The 26,246-nt window shown below is 66.7% G+C and carries 23 protein-coding genes and 1 other RNA gene; 16 read left to right on the forward strand and 8 right to left on the reverse strand.

Annotated features, from left to right (window positions below; all coding sequences use genetic code 11):
• Positions 1–16: 16 nt before the first annotated feature.
• From ACFIMZ_RS05555 to ACFIMZ_RS05570, 4 genes are read right to left on the reverse strand one after another with little or no spacing between them, the layout of a single operon-like run.
• Complete coding sequence (locus tag ACFIMZ_RS05555; RefSeq protein WP_431821760.1) at positions 17–268, reverse strand: formate dehydrogenase subunit delta; 252 nt, start codon at positions 266–268, stop codon at positions 17–19.
• Positions 269–275: 7 nt separating this feature from the next.
• Positions 276–3,227: a formate dehydrogenase subunit alpha gene (gene fdhF, locus ACFIMZ_RS05560; RefSeq protein WP_431821761.1), complete on the reverse strand. Its 2,952-nt coding sequence runs from the start codon at positions 3,225–3,227 to the stop codon at positions 276–278.
• A gap of 17 nt (positions 3,228–3,244) precedes the next feature.
• Complete coding sequence (locus ACFIMZ_RS05565) at positions 3,245–4,822, reverse strand: formate dehydrogenase beta subunit (protein WP_431822426.1); 1,578 nt, start codon at positions 4,820–4,822, stop codon at positions 3,245–3,247.
• Positions 4,819–5,310 (reverse strand): NAD(P)H-dependent oxidoreductase subunit E, encoded by a 492-nt coding sequence (locus ACFIMZ_RS05570; RefSeq protein WP_431822427.1) that lies wholly within the window; start codon positions 5,308–5,310, stop codon positions 4,819–4,821. Before ACFIMZ_RS05570 ends, ACFIMZ_RS05565 begins: the two co-directional genes overlap by 4 nt.
• Before the next feature lie 131 nt (positions 5,311–5,441).
• On the opposite strand from ACFIMZ_RS05570, the gene ACFIMZ_RS05575 reads away from it, so the two are divergent.
• The 3 genes from ACFIMZ_RS05575 to ACFIMZ_RS05585 all read left to right on the forward strand — a co-directional run bounded on the left by ACFIMZ_RS05575 (position 5,442) and on the right by ACFIMZ_RS05585 (position 7,576).
• Positions 5,442–6,521 carry a substrate-binding domain-containing protein gene (locus ACFIMZ_RS05575; RefSeq protein WP_431821762.1) on the forward strand — a complete coding sequence of 360 codons (1,080 nt, stop codon included), beginning with the start codon at positions 5,442–5,444 and terminating at the stop codon, positions 6,519–6,521.
• 128 nt (positions 6,522–6,649) lie between these two features.
• A complete protein-coding gene (locus ACFIMZ_RS05580) occupies positions 6,650–6,919 on the forward strand; it encodes a hypothetical protein (protein ID WP_431821763.1) in 270 nt (89 codons plus the stop codon).
• A 303-nt stretch (positions 6,920–7,222) separates the two neighbouring features.
• Positions 7,223–7,576 (forward strand): DUF4148 domain-containing protein, encoded by a 354-nt coding sequence (locus ACFIMZ_RS05585; RefSeq protein ID WP_431821764.1) that lies wholly within the window; start codon positions 7,223–7,225, stop codon positions 7,574–7,576.
• 297 nt (positions 7,577–7,873) lie between these two features.
• On the opposite strand, the gene ssrA is transcribed toward ACFIMZ_RS05585, so the two are convergent.
• The 4 genes from ssrA to ompA all read right to left on the reverse strand — a co-directional run bounded on the left by ssrA (position 7,874) and on the right by ompA (position 10,520).
• Positions 7,874–8,243: a transfer-messenger RNA gene (gene ssrA, locus ACFIMZ_RS05590) on the reverse strand.
• A gap of 17 nt (positions 8,244–8,260) precedes the next feature.
• Entirely contained in the window at positions 8,261–8,977 is a 717-nt protein-coding gene (gph, locus tag ACFIMZ_RS05595; protein ID WP_431821765.1) for a phosphoglycolate phosphatase, read from the reverse strand.
• 16 nt (positions 8,978–8,993) lie between these two features.
• The gene (ubiG, locus tag ACFIMZ_RS05600; RefSeq protein ID WP_431821766.1) at positions 8,994–9,692 is read right to left on the reverse strand and encodes a bifunctional 2-polyprenyl-6-hydroxyphenol methylase/3-demethylubiquinol 3-O-methyltransferase UbiG; all 699 of its coding nucleotides are present in this window, start codon (positions 9,690–9,692) and stop codon (positions 8,994–8,996) included.
• A gap of 153 nt (positions 9,693–9,845) precedes the next feature.
• A complete protein-coding gene (gene ompA / locus ACFIMZ_RS05605) occupies positions 9,846–10,520 on the reverse strand; it encodes an outer membrane protein OmpA (protein ID WP_174964627.1) in 675 nt (224 codons plus the stop codon).
• Positions 10,521–11,034: 514 nt separating this feature from the next.
• On the opposite strand from ompA, the gene gyrA reads away from it, so the two are divergent.
• The 13 genes from gyrA to rfaE1 all read left to right on the forward strand — a co-directional run bounded on the left by gyrA (position 11,035) and on the right by rfaE1 (position 26,235).
• Entirely contained in the window at positions 11,035–13,638 is a 2,604-nt protein-coding gene (gene gyrA / locus ACFIMZ_RS05610; RefSeq protein ID WP_431821767.1) for a DNA gyrase subunit A, read from the forward strand.
• A 103-nt stretch (positions 13,639–13,741) separates the two neighbouring features.
• Positions 13,742–14,338, forward strand: a complete 597-nt coding sequence (locus ACFIMZ_RS05615) for a DUF2059 domain-containing protein (RefSeq protein ID WP_431822428.1) — start codon at positions 13,742–13,744, stop codon at positions 14,336–14,338.
• Positions 14,339–14,486: 148 nt separating this feature from the next.
• Complete coding sequence (serC, locus tag ACFIMZ_RS05620) at positions 14,487–15,569, forward strand: 3-phosphoserine/phosphohydroxythreonine transaminase (protein WP_431821768.1); 1,083 nt, start codon at positions 14,487–14,489, stop codon at positions 15,567–15,569.
• Between the two features lie 35 nt (positions 15,570–15,604).
• Positions 15,605–16,687 (forward strand): prephenate dehydratase, encoded by a 1,083-nt coding sequence (gene pheA / locus ACFIMZ_RS05625; protein ID WP_431821769.1) that lies wholly within the window; start codon positions 15,605–15,607, stop codon positions 16,685–16,687.
• Between the two features lie 178 nt (positions 16,688–16,865).
• The gene (locus ACFIMZ_RS05630; RefSeq protein ID WP_431821770.1) at positions 16,866–17,819 is read left to right on the forward strand and encodes a prephenate dehydrogenase; all 954 of its coding nucleotides are present in this window, start codon (positions 16,866–16,868) and stop codon (positions 17,817–17,819) included.
• A gap of 12 nt (positions 17,820–17,831) precedes the next feature.
• Entirely contained in the window at positions 17,832–19,136 is a 1,305-nt protein-coding gene (gene aroA, locus ACFIMZ_RS05635) for a 3-phosphoshikimate 1-carboxyvinyltransferase (protein ID WP_431821771.1), read from the forward strand.
• Between the two features lie 13 nt (positions 19,137–19,149).
• A complete protein-coding gene (cmk, locus tag ACFIMZ_RS05640) occupies positions 19,150–19,836 on the forward strand; it encodes a (d)CMP kinase (protein ID WP_431821772.1) in 687 nt (228 codons plus the stop codon).
• Between the two features lie 143 nt (positions 19,837–19,979).
• Positions 19,980–21,692 carry a 30S ribosomal protein S1 gene (rpsA, locus tag ACFIMZ_RS05645; protein WP_205799121.1) on the forward strand — a complete coding sequence of 571 codons (1,713 nt, stop codon included), beginning with the start codon at positions 19,980–19,982 and terminating at the stop codon, positions 21,690–21,692.
• 22 nt (positions 21,693–21,714) lie between these two features.
• Complete coding sequence (locus ACFIMZ_RS05650) at positions 21,715–22,038, forward strand: integration host factor subunit beta (RefSeq protein ID WP_010091745.1); 324 nt, start codon at positions 21,715–21,717, stop codon at positions 22,036–22,038.
• 221 nt (positions 22,039–22,259) lie between these two features.
• Positions 22,260–22,553 carry a LapA family protein gene (locus ACFIMZ_RS05655; protein WP_010091746.1) on the forward strand — a complete coding sequence of 98 codons (294 nt, stop codon included), beginning with the start codon at positions 22,260–22,262 and terminating at the stop codon, positions 22,551–22,553.
• Positions 22,554–22,610: 57 nt separating this feature from the next.
• Positions 22,611–23,783, forward strand: coding sequence for a lipopolysaccharide assembly protein LapB (gene lapB / locus ACFIMZ_RS05660; protein WP_431821773.1), 1,173 nt, complete (start codon positions 22,611–22,613; stop codon positions 23,781–23,783).
• A 93-nt stretch (positions 23,784–23,876) separates the two neighbouring features.
• Positions 23,877–25,277: a UDP-glucose dehydrogenase family protein gene (locus ACFIMZ_RS05665; protein WP_431821774.1), complete on the forward strand. Its 1,401-nt coding sequence runs from the start codon at positions 23,877–23,879 to the stop codon at positions 25,275–25,277.
• Positions 25,278–25,284: 7 nt separating this feature from the next.
• Complete coding sequence (rfaE1, locus tag ACFIMZ_RS05670; RefSeq protein WP_431822429.1) at positions 25,285–26,235, forward strand: D-glycero-beta-D-manno-heptose-7-phosphate kinase; 951 nt, start codon at positions 25,285–25,287, stop codon at positions 26,233–26,235.
• Positions 26,236–26,246: the final 11 nt, after the last annotated feature.

Consider the following 26,246-nt stretch of genomic DNA (forward strand, 5'->3'; position numbering starts at 1 on the left):
TACGCCGGCCAGACGTTCAGACGGTCGCGACGGCGGGCGTCAGCGTGTCGCGATAGGCGGCAATCGCATCGCGGACGATCGGCGCGGCGCGCTGCGCCGCGTCGCCGGCCGGATCGTCGAACGCCGCGAGCAGCGCGCGGCGCATCCGTGGTTCCCAGAAGCGCCGGATATGGTCGGCGATGCCGGCCAGCGCCTCGTCGCGATCCGGCATCGACGCGAAGAATTCGCCGATCTGGTTGGCCATGTCGATCAGGTGTCCGGTGTTCATGGCGTCCTCACTTGCCGGTCGTCACGGCCACGGGCGAGGCCGCGCGGCGTTCGAGCAGGTCGAGCTGCTCGGCGTTGAAGCGCGCGTACGCGCGCTGCCAGTCGGACGGCTGCGCGACCGGCATCACCTGCACCGCCGTCACCTTGTACTCGGGGCAGTTCGTCGCCCAGTCCGAGCTGTCGGTCGTGATCACGTTCGCGCCCGATTCGGGGAAGTGGAACGTCGTGTACACGACGCCCGGCTGCATGCGCTCGGTCACGAGCGCGCGCAGCACGGTCTGGCCCGCGCGCGACTCGATGCCGACCCAGTCGCCGCTCCGGATCCCGCGGTCCTGCGCGTCGTGCGGATGAATCTCGAGCCGATCCTCCTCGTGCCACCGCACGTTGTCGGTGCGGCGCGTTTGCGCGCCGACGTTGTATTGCGACAGGATGCGGCCCGTCGTCAGGATCAGCGGATAGCGTTGCGTGACCTTTTCCGGCGTCGGAATGAACTGCGTGATCACGAACCTGCCCTTGCCGCGCACGAACGCATCCGTGTGCATCGTCGGCGTGCCTTCCGGCGCATGCTCGTTGCACGGCCACTGGATGCTGCCGAGCGCTTCGAGCTTCGCGTACGACACGCCAGAGAAGGTCGGCGTGAGCCGCGCGATCTCGTCCATGATCTCCGACGGATGCGCGTAGTCCATCTCGTAGCCGAGCGCGCGGGAGAGCATCAGCGTCACTTCCCAGTCCGCGTAGCCGGCGAGCGGGGGCATCACCTTGCGCACCCGCGAAATGCGGCGCTCCGCGTTCGTGAACGTGCCGTCCTTCTCGAGGAACGACGAACCGGGCAGGAACACGTGCGCGTACTTCGCCGTCTCGTTCAGGAAGATGTCCTGGACGACGATGCATTCCATCGACGACAGCGCGGCCGCGACGTGCTGGGTGTTCGGGTCCGACTGCACGATGTCCTCGCCCTGGCAGTACAGCCCCTTGAAGCTGCCGTCGAGCGCCGCGTCGAACATGTTCGGGATGCGCAGCCCGGGCTCCGGCTGCAGCTTGGCCGCCCACGCGTCCTCGAACAGCGCGCGCACGGCGGCGTCGCCGATATGCCGGTAGCCGGGCAGCTCGTGCGGGAACGAGCCCATGTCGCAGGAGCCCTGCACGTTGTTCTGGCCGCGCAGCGGGTTGACGCCGACGCCTTCGCGGCCGATGTTGCCGGTCGCCATCGCGAGGTTCGCGATGCCCATCACCATCGTCGAGCCCTGCGCGTGCTCGGTCACGCCGAGCCCGTAGTAGATCGCGGCGTTGCCGCCCGTCGCATACAGCCGGGCGGCGGCGCGCACCTGCTCGGCCGGCACGCCGGTCACGTCCGCGGTCGCTTCCGGCGAATTCTCGGCGCGCGCGACGAACTCGCGCCACTGCTCGAACGCGCGCGTCTCGCAGCGTTCGGCGACGAAGGCCGCGTCGACGAGCCCTTCGGTGACGATCACGTGCGCGAGCGCATTGACGATCGCGACGTTGGTGCCGGGGCGCAGTTGCAAGTGGTGCGACGCCTTCACGTGCGGACCGTCGACCACGTCGATGCGGCGCGGATCGACGACGATCAGCTTGGCGCCTTCGCGCACGCGGCGCTTCAGGCGCGAGCCGAACACCGGGTGGCCGTCGGTCGGGTTCGCGCCGATCACGACGATCACGTCGGCCTTGGCGACCGATGCGAAGGTCTGCGTGCCGGCCGATTCGCCGAGCGTCGTCTTCAGGCCGTAGCCGGTCGGCGAGTGGCACACGCGCGCGCAGGTGTCGACGTTGTTGTTGCCGAACGCGGCGCGCACGAGCTTCTGCACGAGATAGGTTTCCTCGTTCGTGCAGCGCGACGACGTGATGCCGCCGATCGAGTCGCGGCCATACTTGGCCTGCAGCTTGCGGAACTGCGTTGCGGCAAAGTTGATCGCTTCTTCCCAGCCCACTTCGCGCCACGGGTCGGTGATCTTCTCGCGGATCATCGGTTTCGTGATGCGATCCTTGTGCGTCGCGTAGCCCCATGCGAAGCGTCCCTTCACGCACGCGTGGCCTTCGTTCGCGAGGCCGTTCTTGTGCGGTGTCATGCGCACGACCTGCGTGCCTTTCATCTCCGCCTTGAACGAGCAGCCGACGCCGCAATACGCGCAGGTCGTCACGATCGCGTGCTCGGGCTGGCCGAGCTGCACGACGGACTTCTCCTGCAGCGTCGCGGTCGGGCACGCGGCCACGCACGCGCCGCACGACACGCATTCGGATGCCATGAACGCTTCGCTTTCGCCCGCGGCGACGCGCGATTCGAAGCCGCGCGCCGCGATCGTCAGCGCGAACGTGCCCTGCGTTTCCTCGCAGGCGCGCACGCAGCGGTTGCAGACGATGCACTTCGACGGGTCGTACGTGAAGTACGGATTCGACTCGTCCTTTTGATCGCGCAGATGGTTTGCGCCATCGAATCCGTAGCGCACCTCGCGCAGCCCGACGACGCCCGCCATGTCCTGCAGTTCGCAGTCGCCGTTGGCGGGGCAGGTGAGGCAGTCGAGCGGGTGGTCGGAGATGTACAGCTCCATCACGTTGCGGCGCAGCGCCTGCAGCCGGTCCGACTGCGTGCGCACTTTCATGCCGGCTTCGGCGGGCGTCGTGCACGACGCCGGATAGCCGCGCCGGCCTTCGATCTCGACGAGGCACAGCCGGCACGAGCCGAACGGCTCGAGCGAGTCGGTCGCGCACAGCTTCGGCACGTTCACGCCTGCGTCGATCGCCGCACGCATCACCGACGTGCCGGCCGGCACCGTGACCGGCTGGCCGTCGATCTCGAGCGTGACGTCCGTATCGGCGTGACGCCGCGGCGTGCCGTAGTCGGTGTCGTCGTACGGGTCGCGCGCGCGCGCCTGCGCGGCACTCTTGCACGAACACTGGCCCGAGCCGCAGCCGCCTGGTCTGGAATTGAGCGCATCAAGGGACATGCAATGCTCCTTCTGGGTCAGGCCGCGGCCTTGGCCGGGCCCGGCGCGGCATCCTTGCCGGCGGCGAGCCCGAAATCTTCGGGGAAATGGTCGAGCGCGGACAGCACCGGGTACGGCGTCATCCCGCCCATCGCGCAGAGCGAGCCGGCGAGCATCGTGTCGCACAGGTCGCGCAGCAGCGTGACCTGGCGCTCCGACGTGTCGCCCCGGCGGATGCGCGCGATCGTCTCGACGCCGCGCGTGGAGCCGATGCGGCACGGCGTGCATTTGCCGCACGATTCGATCGCGCAGAATTTCATCGCGTACTCGGCGAGCTCGGCGAGGTTCGACGTGTCGTCGTGCAGCACGATGCCGCCATGGCCGACCACCGCGCCGATCGCCGCGTACGCCTCGTAATCGAGCGGCACGTCCCATTGATGCTCGGGCAGGTAGGTGCCGAGCGGGCCGCCGACCTGCGCGGCGCGCGCGGGCCGGCCGCTGGCGGTGCCGCCGCCGAAATCGAACAGCAGCGCGCGCAGCGTGACGCCGAACGCGAGTTCGACGAGGCCGCCGTGCCGGATGTTGCCGGCGAGCTGGAACGGCAGCGTGCCGCGCGAGCGGCCCATTCCGAAGTCGCGATAGAACGCGGCGCCGCGCGCGAAGATCACCGGCGCGGTCGCGAGCGTGATCACGTTGTTGATCACGGTCGGCTGGCCGAACAGCCCGGCGAGCGCCGGCAGCGGCGGCTTCGCGCGCACCACGCCGCGCTTGCCCTCGAGCGATTCGAGCAGCGCGGTTTCCTCCCCGCACACGTACGAGCCCGCGCCTTTCGCGACGTGCAGCTCGAACGCGTGCGCGGAGCCGAGCACGCTCGCGCCGAGCCAGCCGGCGTCGCGGGCTCGCGCGATCGCGGCTTCGAGCGTCGCGATCGCGTGCGGATATTCGCTGCGCACATAGATGTAGCCGATCGTCGCGCCGGTCGCGATGCCCGCGATGATCATCCCTTCGATCAGGCAGTACGGGTCGCTTTCCATGATCAGGCGATCGGAGAACGTGCCCGAGTCGCCTTCGTCCGCATTGCAGACGACGTATTTCTGATTCGCGCTCGCGTGCCGCACCGTGCGCCATTTGATGCCGGCCGGAAACGCGGCGCCGCCGCGGCCGCGCAGGCCCGACTCGATCAGCGCGTCGCACGCGGCGTCGCCGTCGAGCGCGAGCGCGTTCTTCAGGCCGGCGAGGCCGTCGTGCCGCAGGTAGTCGTCGATCGACAGCGGGTCGGTCAGGCCGATGCGCGCGAACGTGAGGCGCTGCTGGCGCGCGAGATACGGCAGCGCATCGACGAGGCCGACGCCGCTCGGGTGCGCGCCGCCGTCGAGCCAGTTGGCGTCGAACAGGGCAGGCACGTCGGCGGCCGACAGGTTCGCATAGCCGACGCGGCCGGCCGCCGTGCCGACCTCGACCAGCGGTTCGAGCCACAGCAGGCCGCGCGTGCCGTTGCGCACGAGGTCGATCGCGACGCCGCGCCGTTCGGCTTCCGCGACGATCGCAGCGGCGAGCGCGTCGGCGCCGAGGGCGAGCGCGGACGAATCGCGCGGCACATAGATGCGGGTCGTCATGCGGTCTCCTGAGCGTGGGCGACGGCGTCGGCGAGCAGCGCGTCGAATTTCTCCGGGGTGACCTTCGCGTGCAGCACGCCGTTGACCGTCATCGACGGCGATTGCGCGCAGAGCCCCAGGCAGTAGACGGATTCGAGCGCGACGACGCCCGGCGCGACGGCGCCCGCCTGCGACGCGTCGAACGTGCAGCCGGTGCGCGCTTGCGCGTGCGCCGCGAGCGCCTCGCAGCCCATGCTGCGGCATGCTTCGGCGCGGCACATCTGGATCGTCACGCGCGCCGGCGGCTCGGTGCGGAAATGGTGGTAATACGTGAGGACGCCGTGCACTTCCGCACGCGACAGGTTCAGCGCCTTCGCCAGCGGCGCGACGCAACCGGGCGGCACGTAGCCCGCTTCGTCCTGGATCGCGTGCAGCACGGCGACGAGCGACCGGCCGCCGTGCGCATGCCGCGCCACGAGTGCGTCGGGCGCTTCGGAAATCGGGGACATCTGTTATGCTCCTCCAAAGTCTCATATGCGCCGGCGATTCATATATTGCGCATGCTGACTTCGTTCTGTTGGATTTGGATCAACGATAAGCGGAACATTGAGTGGTCGCAATAGGAAGTCATGGTGCATAAATGATTCGAGTCGAATGCGACGCAAATCTGATCGTGCGCGACAGCGAGGGGCGCAAGGCGAGCCTGTCGGACGTCGCGCCGCTGCTGGAACTCGTCGCCGGGACGGGCAGCATCGCGCAGGCGGCGCAGGCCAAGGGGTTGTCGTACCGGCATGCATGGGGGTTGCTGCGCGCGCTGGAAGCCTGCGTCGGCGGCGCGCTGATCGAAACCGCGCGAGGCAAGGGCTCGGTGCTGTCCGAGCTTGGGCACGCGGTCGTCGACGCGCAGCGCCTCGCGCGCAGCCGTCTCGACGGGAACCTGCGCGCGCTGGCGGCCGAGGTCGCGAGCGACCTGAACCGGCGGCTTGCGCAGCGCGACGCAGGCGTGCGGATCCACGCGTCGCACGGCTATGCGGTCGCGGCGCTCGTCTCCGCGCTGGTCGACGCGCATGCGGCGGTCGACATCAAGTATCGCGAGAGCGTCGAGGCCGTGCAGGCGCTCGCGCGCGGCGAGTGCGAGCTGGCGGGGTTCCATCTGCCGCGCGGCGAGTTTCGCGAACAATGCGCGCAGATCTACCGGCCCTGGCTCGACGACGCGCGCCACGTGCTGATCCACCTGACGCGGCGCAAGCAAGGCTTGTTCTTGCCGCGCGGCAACCCGAAGCAGGTGCGCGGCCTGTCGGACCTCGCGCGCGACGACATCCGCTTCGTCAACCGCCAGCCGGGCTCGGGCACGCGCATGCTGCTGGATCTCGCATTGCGCCGGATCGGCGTCGATCCCGAGCGCATCAACGGCTATGCGTCGGCCGAACTGACCCATTCGGCGATCGCCGCATTCGTCGCCAGCGGGATGGCTGATCTCGGCTTCGGCGTCGAGCCGGCCGCGCATCATTTCGGTCTCGATTTCGTTCCGGTCGTCGACGAGGATTACTACTTCGCTTGCGAACGCGAGCGGCTCGACGAGCGGCCGCTCGCCGGCGTGCTGGCGCTGCTGCGCGATGCGCGCTATGTCGAGCGGGTCGCGCGTCTCGACGGCTACGATCCCGCGGCGTGCGGCACGGTGACGAGCGTCGCGGCGGGGCTCGCCGGCGCGGACGCGTAGACGGCGCGCAGCGGCAACGCACGGTAACGGGGGCGCGCTTGAACGACTCTGCAGTGACGGCGGATTTGCGCTACGCTTTCCGCTCGATCAACGTTCCAACAAGCACGCCAGTCAGGCGTCGTCACGCCATGAAACTTTCCCTTCCCCTCGCCGCGGCAGCGTTGACCGCGGGGTTGCTGATCGCCGCTTCGCCGCTCGCGTTCGCGCAGAATTCGCCCGGCGTGCCCGGCGGCATCCTGAACGACCAGTTCCGGCTGAATGAACATCCGCAGATGCCGTTCGCGGCGTCGGCGCCGTCGAAGAAATACCAGACCGGCAAGAAGTCCGCGGCGCGCCGCAAGGGTGACCTGGGCGATCCGAACGGCTGCAACCTGAAGTGTCCGATGGACAGCGAATGACGCGACGATGAGGGCGCCCGGGCGTTGCCCGATGCGGTTTCGCACCCGGACGCATCGACAGTTTCATTCATTGCGAGCCCCGCGAAGCATGCCGCTTCGCGGGGCTCGCCTGTTTTCGCGTGTACCGGCCGCCAACGGAACCCACGAGAATCTGGCGCCTTTATCTAGTGGTTAACCCGCATTCTGGAAGTCTGTCTTCCCGAAACCTGCCTTATTCTTAAGCAACTGCCTACATAAACTTCAGGTGTCAGCGATGAACGAGGTGTTCATCGCGAAAACGGACAAATCTGGAGGTAGGTCATCATGAAATCGCTCGTTCAAGCCGTCGTCGTTGCTGCAGCCCTCGTTGCCCCGGTCGTGTCGTTCGCCCAGCCGGGTTCGCAGATCACCCGCGCGCAGGTGCGCGCCGAACTGGTTCAGCTCCAGCAGGCGGGCTACAACTCGGCACGCGGTGAAGATCCGCATTACCCGGAAGCGATCCAGGCCGCGACTGCGCGTGTCGCCGAGCAGCAGCGCAATGCCGTCGCGCAGGCGCAAGGCGTCGATGCCAGCGGTTACGGCGCGCAAGCGCAGGGTGCGTCGGCGTCGGGTTCGCGCGCAGCAGGCGTGCGTCCGGCCACTGTCGAAGAAATGAACTCGCTGTATCGCGGCAGCTAAGCCGCGCAACGCCCGGGACCGCGGGTGGCGCGCCAGGTGCGACGATCAGTCGCGCGGCGCGGCGCAAGGTCGGGCCCGGGTGGGCTGTCGCCGCGTGCGCCTGCGTGATGCGCTCGCGGGGCGGCCCGATATCCGTCACCTCCTGCCGCCGGGTTTCCTGCGGCATTCCGCCTGGCCCATCGGGGCTGGGCGCTTTTTCCGAAGGAGGGCGGCACCGTGCGCCACGGATGCATTGCACAGGCAACAAAAAACCCCGCAGGACGGTCGTCATGCGGGGTTCGTTGCATCGCGGGAATTTGGTGGAGGCGGCGGGAATCGAACCCGCGTCCAGAAGCGCTCCACGACCAGTTCTACATGTTTAGTTCTGTCATTTGATTTAACCGCAGCGACGCGGACGAACACGCTGCACTACGGCGATTCGCTAGGTTTTCGACCCGGGCGTCGCGACGCCGCCAAGGCTTAACTGACGTAAATGACCTCTGGCGGTATTGCTACCGGTCTTGCGACGCTAGCCCGTCAGTGAACTAGGCAGAGGACGGCGGCCCTTAGGCTGCCAGTGCGAACGTATCGTCGTTTGCAGTTACGTTTTTCCCATTGATTAACGAGGTGACGGGTCCTCGACATGCCCTAGCCGCTTCACAACCCCTGTCGAAACCAGGTCGCCCCCGCGGATAAGATCCAACATTATAGCCCAACATCGCGCAGCAGCTCGCGTAATTGCTGCGTCGTCTCGACCAGGTGCTGCGCTTGCCAGTCCCCCGGCGCGGCGCCGTCGCCGCAATAGCCGTAGGCGGCCGCGACGGTCGCCATGCCCGCCGCGCTGCCGGCCTGGATATCGCGCAGGTCGTCGCCGATGTAGACGATGCGCTCGGGCGCAATCGTCAGCTGCCCGGCCGCATGCAGCAGCGGGGCAGGGTGCGGCTTCGAGTGCGGCGTTGTGTCGCCCCCGACGACGCACGCCGCGCGCGGGCCGAGGCCGAGCAGGCCGACGAGCGGTTCGGTCAGGCGCATCGCCTTGTTCGTGACGATGCCCCAGCGCACGCCGCGCGCGTCGAGTTCGTCGAGCAGCGTGTCGATGCCGGGGAACAGCGTCGTGTGCACGCAAAGGTCGGTCGCGTAGTTGGCCAGGAACTCGTCGCGCATTGCGTCATAGTCGGCCGACTGCGGGGTGATGCCGAATGCGCCGCCGAGCAGGCCGCGCGCGCCGGCGGACGCCAGCGGCCGCAGCGTGTCGAGCGGGGTCTCGGCCAGCCCGCGCGCGCGCTGCATCTTGTTGACGGCGGCCGCGAGATCGGGCGCGGTATCGGCGAGCGTGCCGTCGAGATCGAACAGCACCGCGTCGTAGCGTTGCAGGCCCGGTTCGTCGGGCGCGGCCCGCGTGGGCGAGAGGGAAGTCGTCATGCCGGTCGAATCGTTGTCACGCGCCGCGACGGCATGCGACGAGGTAATTGATGTCGGTGTCGTTCGACAGCGCGAAGCGCTTGCCGAGCGGATGGTACGTGATGCCCTTGATCTCCGCGACGTGCAGATCGGTGGCGCGCACGAAGCCGGCCAGTTCCGACGGACGGATGAAGCGTGCGTAGTCGTGCGTGCCCTTCGGCAGCATTTGTGCGATGTACTCGGCGCCGATCACCGCGAACAGGTAGGACTTCAGGTTGCGGTTCAGCGTCGAGAAGAACACCCAGCCGCCCGGCTTGACGAGCGTCGCGCAGGCCGCGACGACATTGGCCGGCGACGGCACGTGCTCGAGCATCTCCATGCACGTGACCACGTCGTAGCTGCCGGGCTCGCGCTCCGCGATCGCTTCGGCCGCGATCGCCTCGTAGTCGACCGTCACGCCGCTCTCGAGGCTGTGCAGGTCGGCGACGCCAAGCGCTTCGGTGGACAGGTCGATGCCTTTCACCTGCGCGCCGAGCCCCGCCATCGATTCGGACAGGATGCCGCCGCCGCAACCGATGTCGAGCACGCGCTTGCCGGCCAGATGGGCGTGCGCGTCGATCCAGCCGAGCCGGACCGGGTTCAGGTCGTGCAGCGGCTTGAATTCGGCATTCGGATCCCACCACCGATGGGCGAGGTCGCTGAATTTCTGGAGTTCGTGCGGATCGGCGTTGGTCATGTCGGCAAACGGGCTACGGGAGGAGGGCGATGCATCGCGGCATCAAGCCCCGAGTATATAAGCGGGCGGACGGCGAGGCCAGCGAGCGCCCGGGCAGGCGTCAATGAAAAAGCCCCGCCGAGGCGGGGCTTTGAGGCAGTCGAGGACCGCGGCTTACTGTGCCGGAACGGTCGTCTTCTGCACTTCTTGCGTACCGACCACTTCGACTTCCACGCGGCGGTCCGGTGCGAGGCAGGCGATCAGCTGCTTGCGGTTCTTCTGGTTGCAGCCGGTCGTGACCGGGTTGCGCTTGCCCTTGCCTTCCGTGTAGATCTTGTTGGCCGGGATACCCTTGCTGACCAGGTACGACTTCACGGCTTGCGCACGGCGCAGCGACAGACGGTCGTTGTACTTGTCCGAACCGATGCGGTCGGTGTAGCCCGTTGCGACGACCACTTCCGTGTTCATGCCCTGGATCTTGCCAGCCAGGTCGTCCAGCTTTTGCTTGCCCAGCGGCTTCAGCGTTGCCTTGTCGAAGTCGAACAGTGCGTCTGCTTGATACGTGATCTTCTGGCTCGAGATTGCCGGAGCTGCTGCCGGTGCGACCGGAGTCGGTGCGGCTGCCTGGGCGACCAGTGCGCCATCGCACTTCGCGTTGGCGGTGGCCGGCGTCCAGAATGCATCGCGCCAGCAAAGCTCGTTCGTGCCGTTCATCCAGACGTATTCGCCGGTACCGTTCACCCAGTTGTCATTCACGGCTTGTCGCGACGCCGGCACCGATTGTGCCGATGCGGATGCAGCCATAACTGCGGTAGCTGCAATGAACGCGAGCTTTGAAAGTTTATTCATATTTCTCCTCTCGAAATTGAGATTACCGCAGGTTTACTGCGAGCCTGTTGACGGTGACAAGTCATACATTGCTCGAAGTATAACATTGGTGCGGCACAAAAAACGCGGCGCCGCTCTGTGTAGACTTCGAGCAGCGTCTAACTTTCAGTGCGTTGGCATTTTGCCATATCGTTCCCTTCCCACGAAAAAAAATCCTCCCCACCCCAACATCGCCTCTTCGTTTGTGGCGCATGCGCAACACCGCCCTGCCGTAACTTTTAGAGATTGTCAAGTGTGAGGGTGCAAATTTGCGCGCGGGCGCAGGAATGTCCGCATGTGCATGTGAAGCGATCGGGCGGGGTGCTTTCGGGGCGCGAACAGGCGTGCGGGTGGCCGCGCCGGCTTTTGCCTTTCTTATATAGAGGGGGTAGCGAATTGGCGGAAGAAGGGCGCATGTTAGAATCTCGCGTTGCGTTGCGCATGCAGCGCTCATGCGAAAGGCGTTCCCGTCTTCGCTCCGAAAAGATACGGATACATGGATCAATTCGCCAAAGAGACCCTGCCCACCTCCCTCGAGGAGGAAATGCGCCGTTCGTATCTCGATTACGCGATGAGCGTGATCGTCGGACGTGCCCTTCCGGATGTCCGCGATGGCCTGAAGCCCGTGCACCGGCGCGTCCTGTTCGCGATGCACGAACTGAACAACGACTGGAACCGGGCCTACAAGAAGTCGGCGCGTATCGTCGGCGACGTGATCGGTAAGTACCACCCTCACGGCGACAGCGCGGTCTACGAGACGATCGTGCGGATGGCGCAGGATTTCTCGCTGCGCTACATGCTGGTCGACGGGCAAGGCAACTTCGGCTCGATCGACGGCGACAATGCCGCCGCGATGCGTTACACCGAAATTCGCATGGCGAAGATCGGTCACGAGCTGCTGTCCGACATCGACAAGGAAACCGTCGATTTCGGCCCGAACTACGACGGCAGCGAGATGCAGCCGCTGATCCTGCCGGCGCGGATCCCGAACCTGCTGATCAACGGCTCGTCGGGCATCGCGGTCGGCATGGCGACCAACATCCCGCCGCACAACCTGAACGAAGTCGTCGACGCGTGCCAGCACCTGCTGCACAACCCCGAAGCGACGATCGACGAGCTGATCGAGATCATCCCGGCGCCGGACTTCCCGACGGCGGGCATCATCTACGGCGTCGCCGGCGTGCGCGACGGCTATCGCACCGGGCGCGGGCGCGTCGTGATGCGCGCGGCCACGCACTTCGAGGAGATCGACCGCGGACAGCGGATGGCGATCATCGTCGACGAGCTGCCGTACCAGGTCAACAAGCGCTCGCTGCTCGAGCGCATCGCCGAGCTCGTCAACGAGAAGAAGCTCGAGGGCATCTCCGACATCCGCGACGAGTCCGACAAGAGCGGCATGCGCGTCGTGATCGAGCTCAAGCGCGGTGAAGTGCCGGAAGTGGTGCTGAACAACCTGTACAAGGCGACCCAGCTGCAGGACACGTTCGGCATGAACATGGTCGCGCTGGTCGACGGCCAGCCGAAGCTGCTCAACCTGAAGGAAATCCTTCAGTGCTTCCTCGCGCACCGCCGCGAAGTGCTCACGCGCCGGACGGTCTACGAGCTGCGCAAGGCGCGCGAACGCGGCCACGTGCTCGAAGGCCTCGCGGTGGCGCTCGCGAACATCGACGAGTTCATCGCGATCATCAAGGCCGCGCCGACGCCGCCGATCGCGAAGCAGGAGCTGATGGCCAAGGCGTGGGATTCGTCGCTGGTGCGCGAGATGCTCACCCGCGCCGAGACCGAGAACGCCACGGCAGGCGGCCGCGACGCGTATCGCCCGGAAGGGCTGAACCCGGCGTTCGGCATGCAGGGCGACGGCCTGTACAGGCTGTCCGACACGCAGGCCCAGGAAATCCTGCAGATGCGCCTGCAGCGCCTGACCGGCCTCGAGCAGGACAAGATCATCGGCGAATACCGCGAAGTGATGGCGCAGATCGCAGACCTGCTGGATATCCTGGCCCGCCCCGAGCGGATCACGGTGATGATCGGCGATGAGCTGACCGCGGTGAAGGCCGAGTTCGGCGACGCGCGCCGCTCGAAGATCGAGCTGAACGCGACCGAGCTGAACACCGAAGACCTGATCACCCCGCAGGACATGGTCGTCACGATGTCCCATTCGGGCTACGTGAAGTCGCAGCCGCTGTCCGAGTACCGCGCTCAGAAGCGCGGCGGCCGCGGCAAGCAGGCGACGCAGATGAAGGAAGACGACTGGATCGAGACGCTCTTCATCGCGAACACGCACGACTACATGCTGTGCTTCTCGAACCGCGGCCGCGTGTACTGGGTCAAGGTCTACGAGGTGCCGCAGGGCTCGCGCAACTCGCGCGGCCGCCCGATCGTCAACATGTTCCCGCTGCAGGACGGCGAGAAGATCAACGTCGTGCTGCCGGTCAAGGAATTCTCGGCCGACAAGTTCGTGTTCATGGCGACGTCGCTCGGCACCGTGAAGAAGACGCCGCTCGAGGCGTTCAGCCGCCCGATGAAGAAGGGCATCATCGCGGTCGGCCTCGACGAAGGCGACTTCCTGATCGGTGCGTCGATCACCGACGGCGCGCACGACGTGATGCTGTTCTCGGACGCCGGCAAGGCGGTGCGCTTCGACGAGAACGACGTGCGTCCGATGGGCCGCGAGGCGCGCGGCGTGCGCGGGATGCAGCTCGAGGATGGCCAGCAGGTCATCGCGATGCTGGTTGCGGGCAGCGAGGAGCAGTCGGTGCTCACCGCGACCGAGAACGGCTACGGCAAGCGCACCCCGATCACCGAGTACACGCGTCACGGTCGCGGCACGAAGGGCATGATCGCGATCCAGACGTCCGAGCGCAACGGCAAGGTGGTCGCCGCGACGCTCGTCGATGCCGAGGATCAGATCATGCTGATCACGACGGCCGGCGTCCTGATTCGCACGCGCGTTTCGGAGATTCGCGAAATGGGGCGCGCCACGCAAGGTGTTACACTCATCAGCCTCGACGAGGGTACGAAGCTCTCCGGCCTGCAGCAGATCGCGGAAGCCGAAGATGGCGACGGCGAGGCCGACGAGGCGTCGGACGGCGAAGCCTGACCAAGGATGTGACTCTCGAGCGGCCGCATGCAGGCGCGCAACGCGAAAGAATCGCGCCGCGTGCGGCGAAGTACCCATCCATATTTCCAAGAAGGGAGTGATGATGCAAAAGCAATTCAAGCGACTGGTCCTGCTGGCTGCACTGGTGCCGACGTTCGCGATGGCGCAATCGCTGTCGAACCCCGCACCGGCTCCGGCGGCAGCTGCGCCGATCGACGCCGACAAGAAGGCTGCGATCAAGGATCTGCTCGACGCGATCGACGCGCCGAAGCTCGTGTCGGCAATCGGCAACAGCGCTGAAATGCAGGCGAAGCAACTGGTGCCGGCGATCCTGTCGGACGCGCTGTCGGAAAACAAGACGCTGAACGACAAGCAGAAGCAGGCTGCGGTCCCGACGCTGCAGAAGAACGCGGTGCCGAAGCTGGTCGACGGCGCAGGCAAGGTGTTCTCGACGCAGGCGTTCAGCAACGACGCGATGCAGGCTCAGTACGACGCGTACGCGAAGTACTACAGCACGTCGGAGATCAAGGACCTGACGACGTTCTACAAGAGCACGACGGGCCGCAAGTTCATCCAGGTGCAGGATCAGGTCGGCCGCGACGTGGTCAACGGCCTGATGCAGAAGTACATGCCGCAAGCCATCCAGGCGACGCGCGCGCAGGCTGACAAGGAAGTCTCGGCAGTCAAGCCGGGCAAGTAAGCCGTCGCAGTCCGCCCCCTGCCGCGCGGCCGGGTTTGGCGGGAGCCTGACGACAGTGCGATAATGGCCGTTTGCGCGTGAGCGCAAGCGGCCATTCCTTTTCTGGCGCGACTCCTTTGCCGGCCGCGTCCCTCCCGAGGTTTTCACGATGCGCGTCTTTAATTTCTCCGCCGGCCCCGCGGCGATGCCCGAGGAAGTGCTGCGGCAAGCCGCCGACGAAATGCTCGACTGGCATGGCAGCGGCATGAGCGTGATGGAGATGAGCCATCGCGGCAAGGAATTCATGTCGATCCACGAAACGGCGCTCGCCGACCTGCGCGAGCTGCTCGACGTGCCGGCGAGCCACCGGATCCTGTTCCTGCAGGGCGGCGGCATTGCGGAAAACGCGGTCGTGCCGATGAACCTGCTCGGGGCGCGCAAGACGGCCGATTTCGTCGTGACGGGTTCGTGGTCGCAGAAGTCGTTCAGCGAGGCGAAGAAGTACGGCACGCCGCATCTCGCCGCGACGGGCAAGACCGAGGCCGGCTACACGCGCGCGCCGGCCCGCGCAGAATGGCAGCTGTCGGACGATCCGGCCTACGTGCACCTGTGCACGAACGAGACGATCGACGGCGTCGAGACGTTCGAGATTCCCGATCTCGGCGACGTGCCGCTCGTCGCGGACGTGTCGTCGCACATCCTGTCGCGCCCGATGGACGTCGCGAAGTACGGCGTGCTGTTCGGCGGCGCGCAGAAGAACATCGGGATGGCGGGCGTCACGCTCGTGATCGTCCGCGAGGACCTGCTCGATCGCGCGCTGTCGATCTGCCCGTCCGCATTCGAATGGAAGACGGTCGCCGCGAACAACTCGCTGTACAACACGCCGCCGACCTACGCGATCTACATCGCGGGCCTCGTGTTCCAGTGGCTGAAGCGGCAGGGCGGCCTGAAGGCGATCGAGGCCCGCAACATCGAGAAGGCGAAGCTGCTCTACGACACGATCGACGCGAGCAGCTTCTATCTGAACAAGGTCGAGCCGGCGGCGCGTTCGCGGATGAACGTGCCCTTTTTCCTGGCCGACGAAACGCGCAACGAAGACTTCCTTGCCGGCGCAAAGGCGCGCGGGCTGCTGCAGCTGAAGGGCCACAAGTCCGTCGGCGGCATGCGGGCGTCGATCTACAACGCGGTGCCGCTCGAGGGCGTGAAGGCGCTCGTCGAGTATATGAAGGATTTCGAGCAGCACCGCGCCTGACGGCGTCGGTGCTGGTCAACAGCACGGCAAAACGCATGGACGACGAACTGAATTCCCGCCTGAAACCGCTGCGCGACCGCATCGATGCGATCGATGCGCAGCTGATCGAGCTCCTGAACCAGCGCGCCGCGGTGGCGCTTGAGGTGGGCGAGGTCAAGAAGCACTTCAACGCGCCGGTGTTCCGGCCGGAACGCGAGCTGCAGGTGATCAACCGCCTGCAGGACATGAGCGCGGGGCCGCTTGCGAGCGAGCACATCAGCGCGATCTGGCGCGAGATCATGGCCGCAAGCCGCGCGCTCGAGCAGACGATCCACGTCGCGTTCCTCGGGCCGGTAGGCACGTACAGCGAACAGGCGATGTTCGAGTATTTCGGCCAGTCGATCGAAGGACTGCCGTGCCCGTCGATCGACGAGGTGTTCCGCTCGGTCGAGGCGAGCGCCGCGGCGTTCGGCATCGCGCCGGTCGAGAATTCGACCGAGGGCGCGGTGTCGCGCACGCTCGACCTGCTGCTGCAGACGCAGCTGCTGATCAGCGGTGAACTCGCGCTGCCGATCCACCACAACCTGCTCACGCAGAACGGCACGCTCGACGGCGTGAAGCGCGTGTGCGCGCATGCGCAGGCGCTGGCCCAGTGCCAGCAATGGCTGTCGGCAAATGCACCGCAACTCGAGCGGCAGGCGGTTTCGAGCAATGCCGAGGCGGCGCGCCTCGCTGCGGCCGATCCGACCGTCGCCGCGATCGCCGGCGATCGTGCGGCGGCGCACTACGGCCTGCAGATCGCGTTCTCGCTGATCCAGGACGATCCGCACAACCGCACCCGTTTCGTGATCGTCGGCAAGCAGCCGGCGGGGCCGAGCGGCTACGACCAGACCTCGCTGATCGTGTCGGTGAAGAACGAGCCGGGCGCCGTGTTCAAGCTGCTCGAGCCGCTCGCGCGGCACGGCGTGTCGATGACCCGCTTCGAGTCGCGCCCGGCGCGCGTCGGCACGTGGGAGTACTACTTCTACATCGACATCGAAGGGCACCGGGACGACGCGTCGGTCGCGGCCGCGCTCGCGGAGCTCGGCCAGAAGGCCGCGTTCCTGAAGGTCCTCGGTTCGTATCCGCGCGCGCGCTGACGCGGCGCGCGTCGCGGTGGTGTCGGCGCGCATCGCGCCGGGGTGGGCAAGGCAGGCCGGTCGGCGCTGCCGAAGGCGGGGCGGACGACGCTCGGCGCATGGCGCCGGCCGCCGGTCGGCCCGGAATCTGGACTCGCGTAGCGCGGCATCGGCCGCCACGCGCAACTTGGCTCTTGTCGTGTCAGGCTTTGCATTCAACAAACTGGTCATCTTCGGCGTCGGCCTGATCGGCGGATCGCTGGCCCGTGCGCTGCGCGAGCGCGCGCCGGGCGGCGCGGGCGAGATCGTCGGCGTCGGTCGCTCGCCGGCGTCGGTCGAGCGGGCGGTGTCGCTCGGCGTGATCGATCGCGCCGCGCGGCTCGACGACGATGCGCAATTGCGCGACGCGCTCGCCGGCGCCGATCTGGTGCTGCTGGCCGCGCCGGTCGCGCAGACGGGCCCGCTGCTCGCGCGCATCGCGCCGTGGCTCGACGACGCGACGATCGTCACCGACGCGGGCAGCACCAAGTCGGACGTGGTGGCCGCCGCGCGCGACGCGCTCGGCGCACGCCTCGCGCAGTTCGTGCCGGGGCATCCGATCGCCGGGCGCGAATCGAGCGGCGTCGAGGCGGCGCTGCCGGACCTGTACGTCGGCCGCAACGTCGTGCTGTGCCCGCTGCCGGAGAATCCGGCGGCGTCGGTCGCGCGGATCGACGCGATGTGGCGCGCGACCGGCGCCGACGTGCGGACGATGAGCGCGCCGCAGCACGATCGCGTGTTCGCGTCGGTGAGCCATCTGCCGCACGTGCTGTCGTTCGCGCTCGTCGAGCAGATCCTCGGCGAGGCGGACGCGGAACTGAAATTCACGTATGCGGCGGGCGGGTTCCGCGACTTCACGCGCATCGCCGCATCGAGCCCCGAAATGTGGCGCGACATCTGCGTCGCGAACCGCGCCGCGCTGCTCGACGAGCTCGACGGCTACACGCGCGTGCTCGAACGGCTGCGGGCCGCGATCGACGCCGGCGACGGCGCGGCGCTCGAAACCGTGTTCTCGCGTTCGCGCGCCGCGCGCTCGGCGTGGCAGGAGCGCGGCGGCAAGCACGCGGCCGGCGAGCCGCCCCCCGGACAGCCAGCCCAAACGATCAGGAAATAACAGGAAGCTCCCATGGAATATCTCGATCTCGGCCCGTACTCCAGCGCATCGGGCACCGTGCGCCTGCCCGGCTCGAAGAGCATCTCGAATCGCGTGCTGCTGCTCGCGGCGCTCGCCGAAGGCGAAACGACGATCACCAACCTGCTCGATTCCGACGACACGCGCGTGATGCTCGACGCGCTCGGCAAGCTCGGCGTGCGGCTCACCCGCGACGGCGACACCTGCGTCGTCGCCGGCACGCGCGGCGCGTTTACCGCACGGACGGCCGACCTGTTCCTCGGCAACGCGGGCACCGCGGTGCGGCCGCTCACGGCGGCGCTCGCGGTCAACGGTGGCGACTATCGCGTGCACGGCGTGCCGCGCATGCACGAGCGGCCGATCGGCGATCTCGTCGACGGCCTGCGGCAGATCGGTGCGCAGATCGACTACGAGCAGAACGAAGGCTTCCCGCCGCTGCGCATCAAGCCGGCGTCGATCAAGGTCGACGCGCCGATCCTCGTGCGCGGCGACGTGTCGAGCCAGTTCCTGACCGCGCTGCTGATGACGCTGCCGCTCGTGAAGGCGCCGGACGGCCGGATCGTCGTCGAGGTCGACGGCGAGCTGATCTCGAAGCCGTACATCGAGATCACGATCAAGCTGATGGCGCGCTTCGGCGTGACCGTCGAGCGCGACGGCTGGCAGCGCTTCATCGTGCCGGCCGGCGTCCGCTACAAGTCGCCGGGACGGATCATGGTCGAGGGCGACGCGTCGTCGGCGTCGTACTTCCTCGCGGCCGGCGCGCTCGGCGGCGGCCCGCTGCGCGTCGAGGGCGTGGGGCGCGCGAGCATCCAGGGCGACGTCGGTTTTGCCAACGCGCTGATGCAGATGGGCGCGAACGTGACGATGGGCGACGACTGGATCGAGGTGCGCGGCATCGGCCACGACCACGGCAAGCTCGAAGCGATCGACATGGATTTCAACCTGATTCCCGACGCGGCGATGACGATCGCGGTCGCGGCGCTGTTCGCCGACGGCCCGAGCACGCTGCGCAACATCGCGAGCTGGCGCGTGAAGGAGACGGATCGCATCGCGGCGATGGCGACCGAGCTGCGCAAGGTCGGCGCGACCGTCGAGGAAGGGCCGGACTACCTCGTCGTCACGCCGCCGGCGGCGCTGACGCCGAACGCGGCGATCGACACGTACGACGATCACCGGATGGCGATGTGCTTCTCGCTCGTGAGCCTGGGCGGCGTGCCGGTGCGCATCAACGATCCGAAGTGCGTCGGCAAGACGTTCCCCGACTATTTCGACCGCTTCACCGCGCTCGCGAAGGCCTGACCCCGTATTTCCGATGAAATCCAACCGACCCTTTCACCCGACCCCGGTCATCACGATCGACGGCCCGACCGCTTCCGGCAAGGGCACCGTCGCGGCGCTCGTCGCCGCCCACCTCGGTTTTCACCTGCTCGACAGCGGCGCGCTGTACCGCCTCGCCGCGCTGGCGAGCATGCGCTACGACATCGCGGCCGAAGACGTCGACGCGCTTGTGAAACTGATCGACGATCTCCATATCACGTTCCGCGAAGGCTGCGCGCAGCTCGACGGCGCGGACGTGTCGAACGACATCCGTGCGGAAGCGGTCGGCAATCGCGCGTCCGCGATTGCCGTGCATGCGCCGGTGCGCACCGCGCTCGTCGCCCGCCAGCGCGCGTTCCGCAAGACGCCGGGCCTGGTCGCGGACGGCCGCGACATGGGCACGGTGATCTTCCCGGACGCCGTGCTGAAGGTGTTCCTGACGGCCAGCGTCGAGGCGCGCGCGGCCAGACGGCATAAGCAATTGATGCAAAAAGGTTTTTCTGCTAATATTGATGACTTGCTCCGGGATCTTCGTGATCGCGACGCGCGCGACAGCAATCGCGCGGCCGCGCCGCTGAAGCCCGCGGCAGATGCCAAGCTGCTCGATACGTCGGCGCTTTCGATCGACCAGGCGGTCGATCAGGTGCTGCAGTGGTACCGGGCGCTCGGCCAGCCCGCCTGAAAAGGCAGGGCAGCAGTAGGTGCTCCGCGCCGCAAGTGCGGAGCGTGTTTTGAACCCTTAACCCCGTGTGGACTTCGATCTGGCCCTTTCAGCCTGCCATTCCGGCCGGCGTGGCACAGCGATCCATGCACATTCAGATTTTTATGTCCGACCTGCAAACCTCCAACCCGAATACCGAATCCTTTGCGGCTCTGTTCGAAGAGTCGCTGACCCGCCAAGACATGCGCGCCGGCGAAGTGATCTCCGCCGAAGTCGTGCGCGTCGACCACAACTTCGTGGTCGTCAATGCAGGCCTGAAGTCCGAGGCTTACATTCCGATCGAGGAATTCCTGAACGATCAGGGCGAGGTTGAGGTGCAGTCGGGCGATTTCGTGTCCGTCGCGATCGACGCGCTCGAAAACGGCTACGGCGACACGATCCTGTCGCGCGACAAGGCGAAGCGCCTTGCATCGTGGCTGTCGCTGGAAAAGGCACTCGACAACAACGAACTCGTCACCGGCACGATCACCGGCAAGGTGAAGGGCGGCATGACCGTGATGGTCAACGGCATCCGCGCGTTCCTGCCGGGTTCGCTGGTCGACACCCGTCCGGTCAAGGATACGACCCCGTACGAAGGCAAGACGCTCGAATTCCGCGTCATCAAGCTCGACCGCAAGCGTAACAACGTCGTGCTGTCGCGCCGCGCAGTGATCGAAGCAACGCAAGGCGAAGAGCGCGCGAAGCTGCTCGAGACGCTGAAGGAAGGCGCGATCGTCAACGGCGTGGTCAAGAACATCACCGACTACGGCGCGTTCGTGGACCTCGGCGGCATCGACGGCCTGCTGCACATCACCGACATCGCATGGCGCCGCGTGCGTCACCCGAGCGAAGTCCTGTCGGTTGGCCAGGAAGTCACCGCGAAGATTCTCAAGTTCGACCAAGAGAAGAACCGCGTCTCGCTGGGCATCAAGCAGCTGGGCGACGATCCGTGGGAAGGCATCTCGCGCCGCTACCCGTCGGGCACCCGCCTGTTCGGCAAGGTCACGAACATCACCGACTACGGCGCATTCGTCGAAGTGGAATCGGGCATCGAAGGCCTGGTCCACGTGTCGGAAATGGACTGGACGAACAAGAACGTCGCTCCGTCGAAGGTTGTCCAGCTGGGCGACGAAGTCGAAGTCATGGTCCTCGAGATCGACGAAGACCGTCGTCGTATCAGCCTCGGCATGAAGCAGTGCAAGCCGAATCCGTGGGATGACTTCAGCCGCAACTTCAAGAAGGGCGACAAGATCACGGGCGCGATCAAGTCGATCACCGACTTCGGCGTGTTCATCGGTCTGCCGGGCGGCATCGACGGCCTGGTCCACCTGTCGGACCTGTCGTGGAGCGAAACTGGCGAAGAAGCGGTTCGCAAGTACAAGAAGGGCGACGAAGTCGAAGCAATCGTGCTCGGCATCGACGTCGAGAAGGAGCGCATTTCGCTCGGCATCAAGCAGCTCGAAGGCGACCCGTTCAGCAACTACGTTGCAATGAACGACAAGGGCTCGATCGTTGACGGCGTTGTGAAGTCGGTCGACGCGAAGGGCGCGGTCATCACGCTGACGGGCGACATCGAAGGCTACCTGCGTGCGTCGGAAATCTCGCAGGATCGCGTCGAAGATGCACGCAACGTGCTGAAGGAAGGCGACAAGGTCAACGCGATGGTGATCAACATCGATCGCAAGTCGCGCGGCATCAACCTGTCGATCAAGGCGAAGGATTCGGCCGAGCAGCAGGAAGCGATCCGCGGCCTGCAAGCCGACACCAGCTCCGCCGCGACGGGCACGACCAACCTCGGCGCGCTGCTGAAGGCCAAGCTCGACGGCCAGAACCAGTAAGCCTTACGAGGTCTGCTGAAGTATGACCAAATCCGAGTTGGTCGCGCAGCTGGCATCGCGATTTCCGCAACTTGTCCTCAAGGATGCGGATTTCGCGGTGAAAACGATGCTCGATGCGATGTCCGATGCTCTGTCCAAAGGGCATCGCATCGAAATTCGGGGTTTCGGCAGCTTCGGTCTCAACCGTCGCCCGGCCCGCGTCGGACGCAACCCGAAGTCGGGGGAAAAAGTGCAGGTGCCCGAGAAGTTCGTGCCGCACTTCAAGCCTGGCAAGGAATTGCGCGAACGCGTCGACGGCCGTGCCGGTGAGCCGCTGAAGGCCGACGAGCCGGACGACGATCGCTGAACGTCGCCCGGCCCGCCCGGAACCCATCCGGCAAAGGCTGAAGAAGAGCGCCCCTTGCGGGCGCTTTTTTCATTTTTGCGGCGCGTGTCTGATGCGCGCGGGTTTGTGCATGCATCGGATGCGCTGACGCGGAAACGCATCCTTTACAATACGGGTCGATTCGGCGCGGCGAAGGGGAGTCGCGTGCGCCGCGGCGAAATCTCAATCAACGAGAGGGCTTCATGAAATTTATCGTCTGGCTGATCCGGGTATTGGTGTTCGTGCTGTTGCTGGTGCTCGCGCTGGCCAATACGCAAACCGCGACGCTGAATTTCCTCGCCGGCTACGCATGGCAAGCTCCGTTGATCCTGATTGGTCTCGCGTTCTTCGGCGTCGGCCTGATCGCCGGCCTGCTGTCTGCGGTGCCCGCGATCTTCCGCATGCGCGTCGAGAACGGGCGCCTGAAGCGCGATCTGCGCGCGGCGCGCGAAACTCCGGCCGTCATCGACCAACCGCCGATGCCGCCGGTCATTTAATGACCTTTTGAGCCGCGCGAAGGCTGCGCGGTTTTCGTTTCCGCTTCGATATTTCGCATGGATCTGGATTTCTGGTGGTTGCTCGCGATTCCGGTCGCTTTCGCACTCGGCTGGGTGGCGTCACGCTATGACCTGAAGAGTCTCCTGTCGGAGAGCGCGAACCTGCCGCGCTCGTATTTCCGCGGCCTGAATTTTCTGCTGAACGAACAACCCGACAAGGCGATCGACGCGTTCATCGAGGTCGCGAAGCTCGACCCCGAAACGGTCGAGCTGCACTTCGCGCTCGGCAACCTGTTCCGTCGTCGCGGCGAAACGGATCGCGCGATTCGCGTGCACCAGAACCTGCTGAGCCGCACCGACCTGCCCGTCAACGAACGCGACCACGCGCTGTACGAGCTCGGCCAGGATTTCCTGAAGGCCGGCCTGCTCGATCGCGCGGAAGAAGCCTTCCACAAGCTGGTCGACGGCGACCGTGCGCTCGGCGCGCAGCGTGCACTCCTGACGATCTACGAGATCGAGAAGGACTGGAACAAGTCGATCGAAACCGCGAAGCGCATCGAGTCGATGGGCGCGGGATCGCTCGGCACCGAAATCGCGCAGTTCCACTGCGAGCTCGCGCAGGAGGCGCTGCAACGCAAGAACGCGGCGGCTGCCACGGAGCAGTTGCGGCTCGCGCTGGCCGCGAATCCGCAGAACGTCCGCGCGACGATCCTGTCCGGCGACGCCGCGGCGGCGGCCGGCGACCATGCGGCCGCGATCGACCACTGGAAGCGCGTCGAGTCGCAGAATCCGGCCTACCTGCCGCTCGTGGCGGACAAGCTGATGAAGGCTTATGCCGCGCTCGACCGGGCCGGCGAAGGCGCCGAGCTGCTGATGGACTATGTCGACCGCTACCCGTCGAACGACCTGCTCGACACTGCGTACCAGCACATCGCCGGACTGCGCGGCCAGGATGCCGCGCACCTGCTCGCACGCACGCAGATGGAAAAGTCGCCGAACCTGTCGGGCATGCTGCACCTGCTCGACGCGCAGATTGCGACGGCCGACGAAGCGCGCCGTAAGGAACTTGAAATGATGCGTGCGCTGATCAAGCAGCGCACCAAGAATCTGCCACGGTATACGTGCCAGAATTGCGGTTTCCGGGCGCGGCTCTTCTACTGGCAATGCCCCGGATGCAGCGGCTGGGAAACCTATGCGCCGCGTCGCGTCGAACCCGCCGTGCCGAACTGATCGAGGCCGGCTGAGCGAACGCGATGCGCACGCCGCCGGGCGCGGCCCGGCGGCCAAGTTAGTCAATCACCGGGAACCATCACCGGAACATCTATGAAAATCACCATCATCGGCACCGGTTACGTCGGTCTCGTCACGGGTTCGTGCCTGGCTGAGATCGGCCACGACGTCTTCTGCCTCGACGTCGATCCGCGCAAGATCGACATCCTGAACAACGGCGGCATGCCGATTCACGAACCCGGCCTGCTGGACATCATCGCCCGCAACCGTGCGGCCGGACGCCTGCGCTTCTCGACCGACGTCGAGGCGAGCGTCGCGCACGGCGAGATCCAGTTCATCGCGGTCGGCACGCCGCCCGACGAGGATGGCTCGGCCGATCTGCAATACGTGCTCGAAGCGGCGCGCAACATCGGCCGCCACATGACCGGCTTCAAGGTGATCGTCGACAAGTCGACCGTGCCGGTCGGCACCGCGCAGCGCGTGCGCGGCGTGGTCGACGAGGCGCTGGCTGCGCGCGGCCTCGCGGGCAGCGTCGCGCACCGGTTCTCGGTCGTGTCGAATCCGGAATTCCTGAAGGAAGGCGCGGCGGTCGAGGACTTCATGCGTCCGGACCGGATCATCATCGGCGTCGACGGCGACGAGACGGGCGAGATCGCACGCGAGAAGATGAAGAAGCTCTACGCGCCGTTCAACCGTAACCACGAGCGCACGATCTACATGGACGTGCGTTCGGCGGAATTCGCGAAGTACGCGGCAAACGCGATGCTCGCGACGCGCATCTCGTTCATGAACGAGATGTCGAACCTGGCCGACAAGGTTGGCGCCGACATCGAGGCCGTGCGCCGCGGGATCGGCTCCGATCCGCGCATCGGCTATCACTTCCTGTATGCGGGCGTCGGCTACGGCGGCTCGTGCTTCCCGAAGGACGTGCAGGCGCTGATCCGCACCGCGAGCGAAAACGGCCAGCCGCTGCGCATTCTCGAGGCAGTCGAGGAGGCGAACCACGCGCAGAAGGCCGTGCTGCTCGGCAAGATCGAGCACCGCTTCGGCGCGGATCTGGCCGGTCGCGAGTTCGCGGTCTGGGGCCTCGCGTTCAAGCCGAACACCGACGACATGCGCGAGGCGCCGAGCCGCCGCCTGATCGCCGAGCTGCTCGAGCGCGGCGCGACGGTGCGCGCATACGATCCGGTCGCGATCGACGAGGCGCGCCGCGTGTTCGCGCTGGATCTCGGTGAGGGTTCGGACGCGCTGTCGCGCCTGCACTTCGTCGACACGCAGGACGCGGCGGTGACGGGCGCGGACGCGCTCGTGATCGTCACCGAATGGAAGGAGTTCAGGAGCCCCGACTTCAACCGGCTCAAGGCGGAACTGAAGGCGCCGGTGATTTTCGACGGCCGCAACCTGTACGAGCCGGAAGCGATGGCCGAGCTCGGCATCGATTACTACGCGATCGGACGCCCCCATGTCGACCCCCAGGCTGGCTCCCGTGGATGATCTGACGATGAGCACGCCGCGCGAAGTGACCCCGGTGCCGCGCGAACAGCTGGCGGGTTCGCGCGTGCTGGTCGTCGGCGACGTGATGCTCGATCGCTACTGGTTCGGCAACGTCGACCGCATTTCGCCTGAGGCGCCGGTGCCGGTCGTGCACGTGCAGCGCCAGGAAGAGCGGCTCGGCGGCGCGGCGAACGTCGCGCGCAACGCCGTGACGCTCGGCGGCCAGGCGGGGCTGCTGTGCGTGGTCGGCTGCGACGAGCCGGGCGAGCGGATCGTCGAGCTGCTCGGCACGAGCGGCGTGACGCCGCATCTCGAGCGCGACCCGTCGTTGCCGACGACGATCAAGCTGCGCGTGCTCGCGCGCCAGCAGCAGCTGCTGCGCGTCGATTTCGAGGCGACGCCGACCCATGAGGTGCTGCTGGCGGGCCTCGCGCGTTTCGACGCGCTGCTGCCGCAGCACGACGTGATCCTGATGTCGGATTACGCGAAGGGCGGCCTCACGCACGTGACGACGATGATCGCGAAGGCGCGCGCGGCCGGCAAGCCCGTGCTCGTCGATCCGAAAGGCGACGACTGGGAGCGTTATCGCGGCGCATCGCTGATCACGCCGAACCGTGCCGAGCTGCGCGAGGTCGTCGGGCAATGGAAGTCGGAAGACGACCTGCGCGACCGGGTCGCGAAGCTGCGTGCGTCGCTGGGCATCGACGCGCTCCTGCTCACGCGTTCGGAGGAGGGCATGACGCTGTTCTCCGATGCGGGCGAGCTGCACGCGCCGGCGCTGGCGCGCGAAGTGTTCGACGTGTCCGGCGCGGGCGATACGGTGATCGCGACGGTCGCGACGATGCTCGGCGCGGGCGTGCCGCTCGTCGACGCGGTCGTGCTGGCGAATCGCGCGGCGGGGATCGTGGTCGGCAAGCTGGGTACGGCCACGGTCGACTACGACGAACTGTTTCATTGAGCGCGGGCGCG

The organism is Burkholderia sp. F1 (genome assembly GCF_050813845.1).
GTDB classification, from domain to species: Bacteria; Pseudomonadota; Gammaproteobacteria; order Burkholderiales; family Burkholderiaceae; genus Burkholderia; species Burkholderia ubonensis.

Coding starts and splice junctions, on each gene's coding strand:
- gph (WP_431821765.1), bottom strand. CDS start 8,977: ATGACGACTTCCCTCTCGCCCACGCGGGCCGCGCCCGACGAACCGGGC.
- lapB (WP_431821773.1), top strand. CDS start 22,611: ATGGATCTGGATTTCTGGTGGTTGCTCGCGATTCCGGTCGCTTTCGCA.
- rfaE1 (WP_431822429.1), top strand. CDS start 25,285: ATGAGCACGCCGCGCGAAGTGACCCCGGTGCCGCGCGAACAGCTGGCG.
- ACFIMZ_RS05655 (WP_010091746.1), top strand. CDS start 22,260: ATGAAATTTATCGTCTGGCTGATCCGGGTATTGGTGTTCGTGCTGTTG.
- ACFIMZ_RS05575 (WP_431821762.1), top strand. CDS start 5,442: ATGATTCGAGTCGAATGCGACGCAAATCTGATCGTGCGCGACAGCGAG.
- ACFIMZ_RS05570 (WP_431822427.1), bottom strand. CDS start 5,310: ATGTCCCCGATTTCCGAAGCGCCCGACGCACTCGTGGCGCGGCATGCG.
- aroA (WP_431821771.1), top strand. CDS start 17,832: ATGGAATATCTCGATCTCGGCCCGTACTCCAGCGCATCGGGCACCGTG.
- serC (WP_431821768.1), top strand. CDS start 14,487: ATGCGCGTCTTTAATTTCTCCGCCGGCCCCGCGGCGATGCCCGAGGAA.
- cmk (WP_431821772.1), top strand. CDS start 19,150: ATGAAATCCAACCGACCCTTTCACCCGACCCCGGTCATCACGATCGAC.
- fdhF (WP_431821761.1), bottom strand. CDS start 3,227: ATGTCCCTTGATGCGCTCAATTCCAGACCAGGCGGCTGCGGCTCGGGC.
- ACFIMZ_RS05585 (WP_431821764.1), top strand. CDS start 7,223: ATGAAATCGCTCGTTCAAGCCGTCGTCGTTGCTGCAGCCCTCGTTGCC.
- rpsA (WP_205799121.1), top strand. CDS start 19,980: ATGTCCGACCTGCAAACCTCCAACCCGAATACCGAATCCTTTGCGGCT.
- ACFIMZ_RS05565 (WP_431822426.1), bottom strand. CDS start 4,822: ATGACGACCCGCATCTATGTGCCGCGCGATTCGTCCGCGCTCGCCCTC.
- ACFIMZ_RS05665 (WP_431821774.1), top strand. CDS start 23,877: ATGAAAATCACCATCATCGGCACCGGTTACGTCGGTCTCGTCACGGGT.
- ompA (WP_174964627.1), bottom strand. CDS start 10,520: ATGAATAAACTTTCAAAGCTCGCGTTCATTGCAGCTACCGCAGTTATG.
- gyrA (WP_431821767.1), top strand. CDS start 11,035: ATGGATCAATTCGCCAAAGAGACCCTGCCCACCTCCCTCGAGGAGGAA.
- ACFIMZ_RS05555 (WP_431821760.1), bottom strand. CDS start 268: ATGAACACCGGACACCTGATCGACATGGCCAACCAGATCGGCGAATTC.
- ACFIMZ_RS05650 (WP_010091745.1), top strand. CDS start 21,715: ATGACCAAATCCGAGTTGGTCGCGCAGCTGGCATCGCGATTTCCGCAA.
- ACFIMZ_RS05615 (WP_431822428.1), top strand. CDS start 13,742: ATGCAAAAGCAATTCAAGCGACTGGTCCTGCTGGCTGCACTGGTGCCG.
- pheA (WP_431821769.1), top strand. CDS start 15,605: ATGGACGACGAACTGAATTCCCGCCTGAAACCGCTGCGCGACCGCATC.
- ubiG (WP_431821766.1), bottom strand. CDS start 9,692: ATGACCAACGCCGATCCGCACGAACTCCAGAAATTCAGCGACCTCGCC.
- ACFIMZ_RS05580 (WP_431821763.1), top strand. CDS start 6,650: ATGAAACTTTCCCTTCCCCTCGCCGCGGCAGCGTTGACCGCGGGGTTG.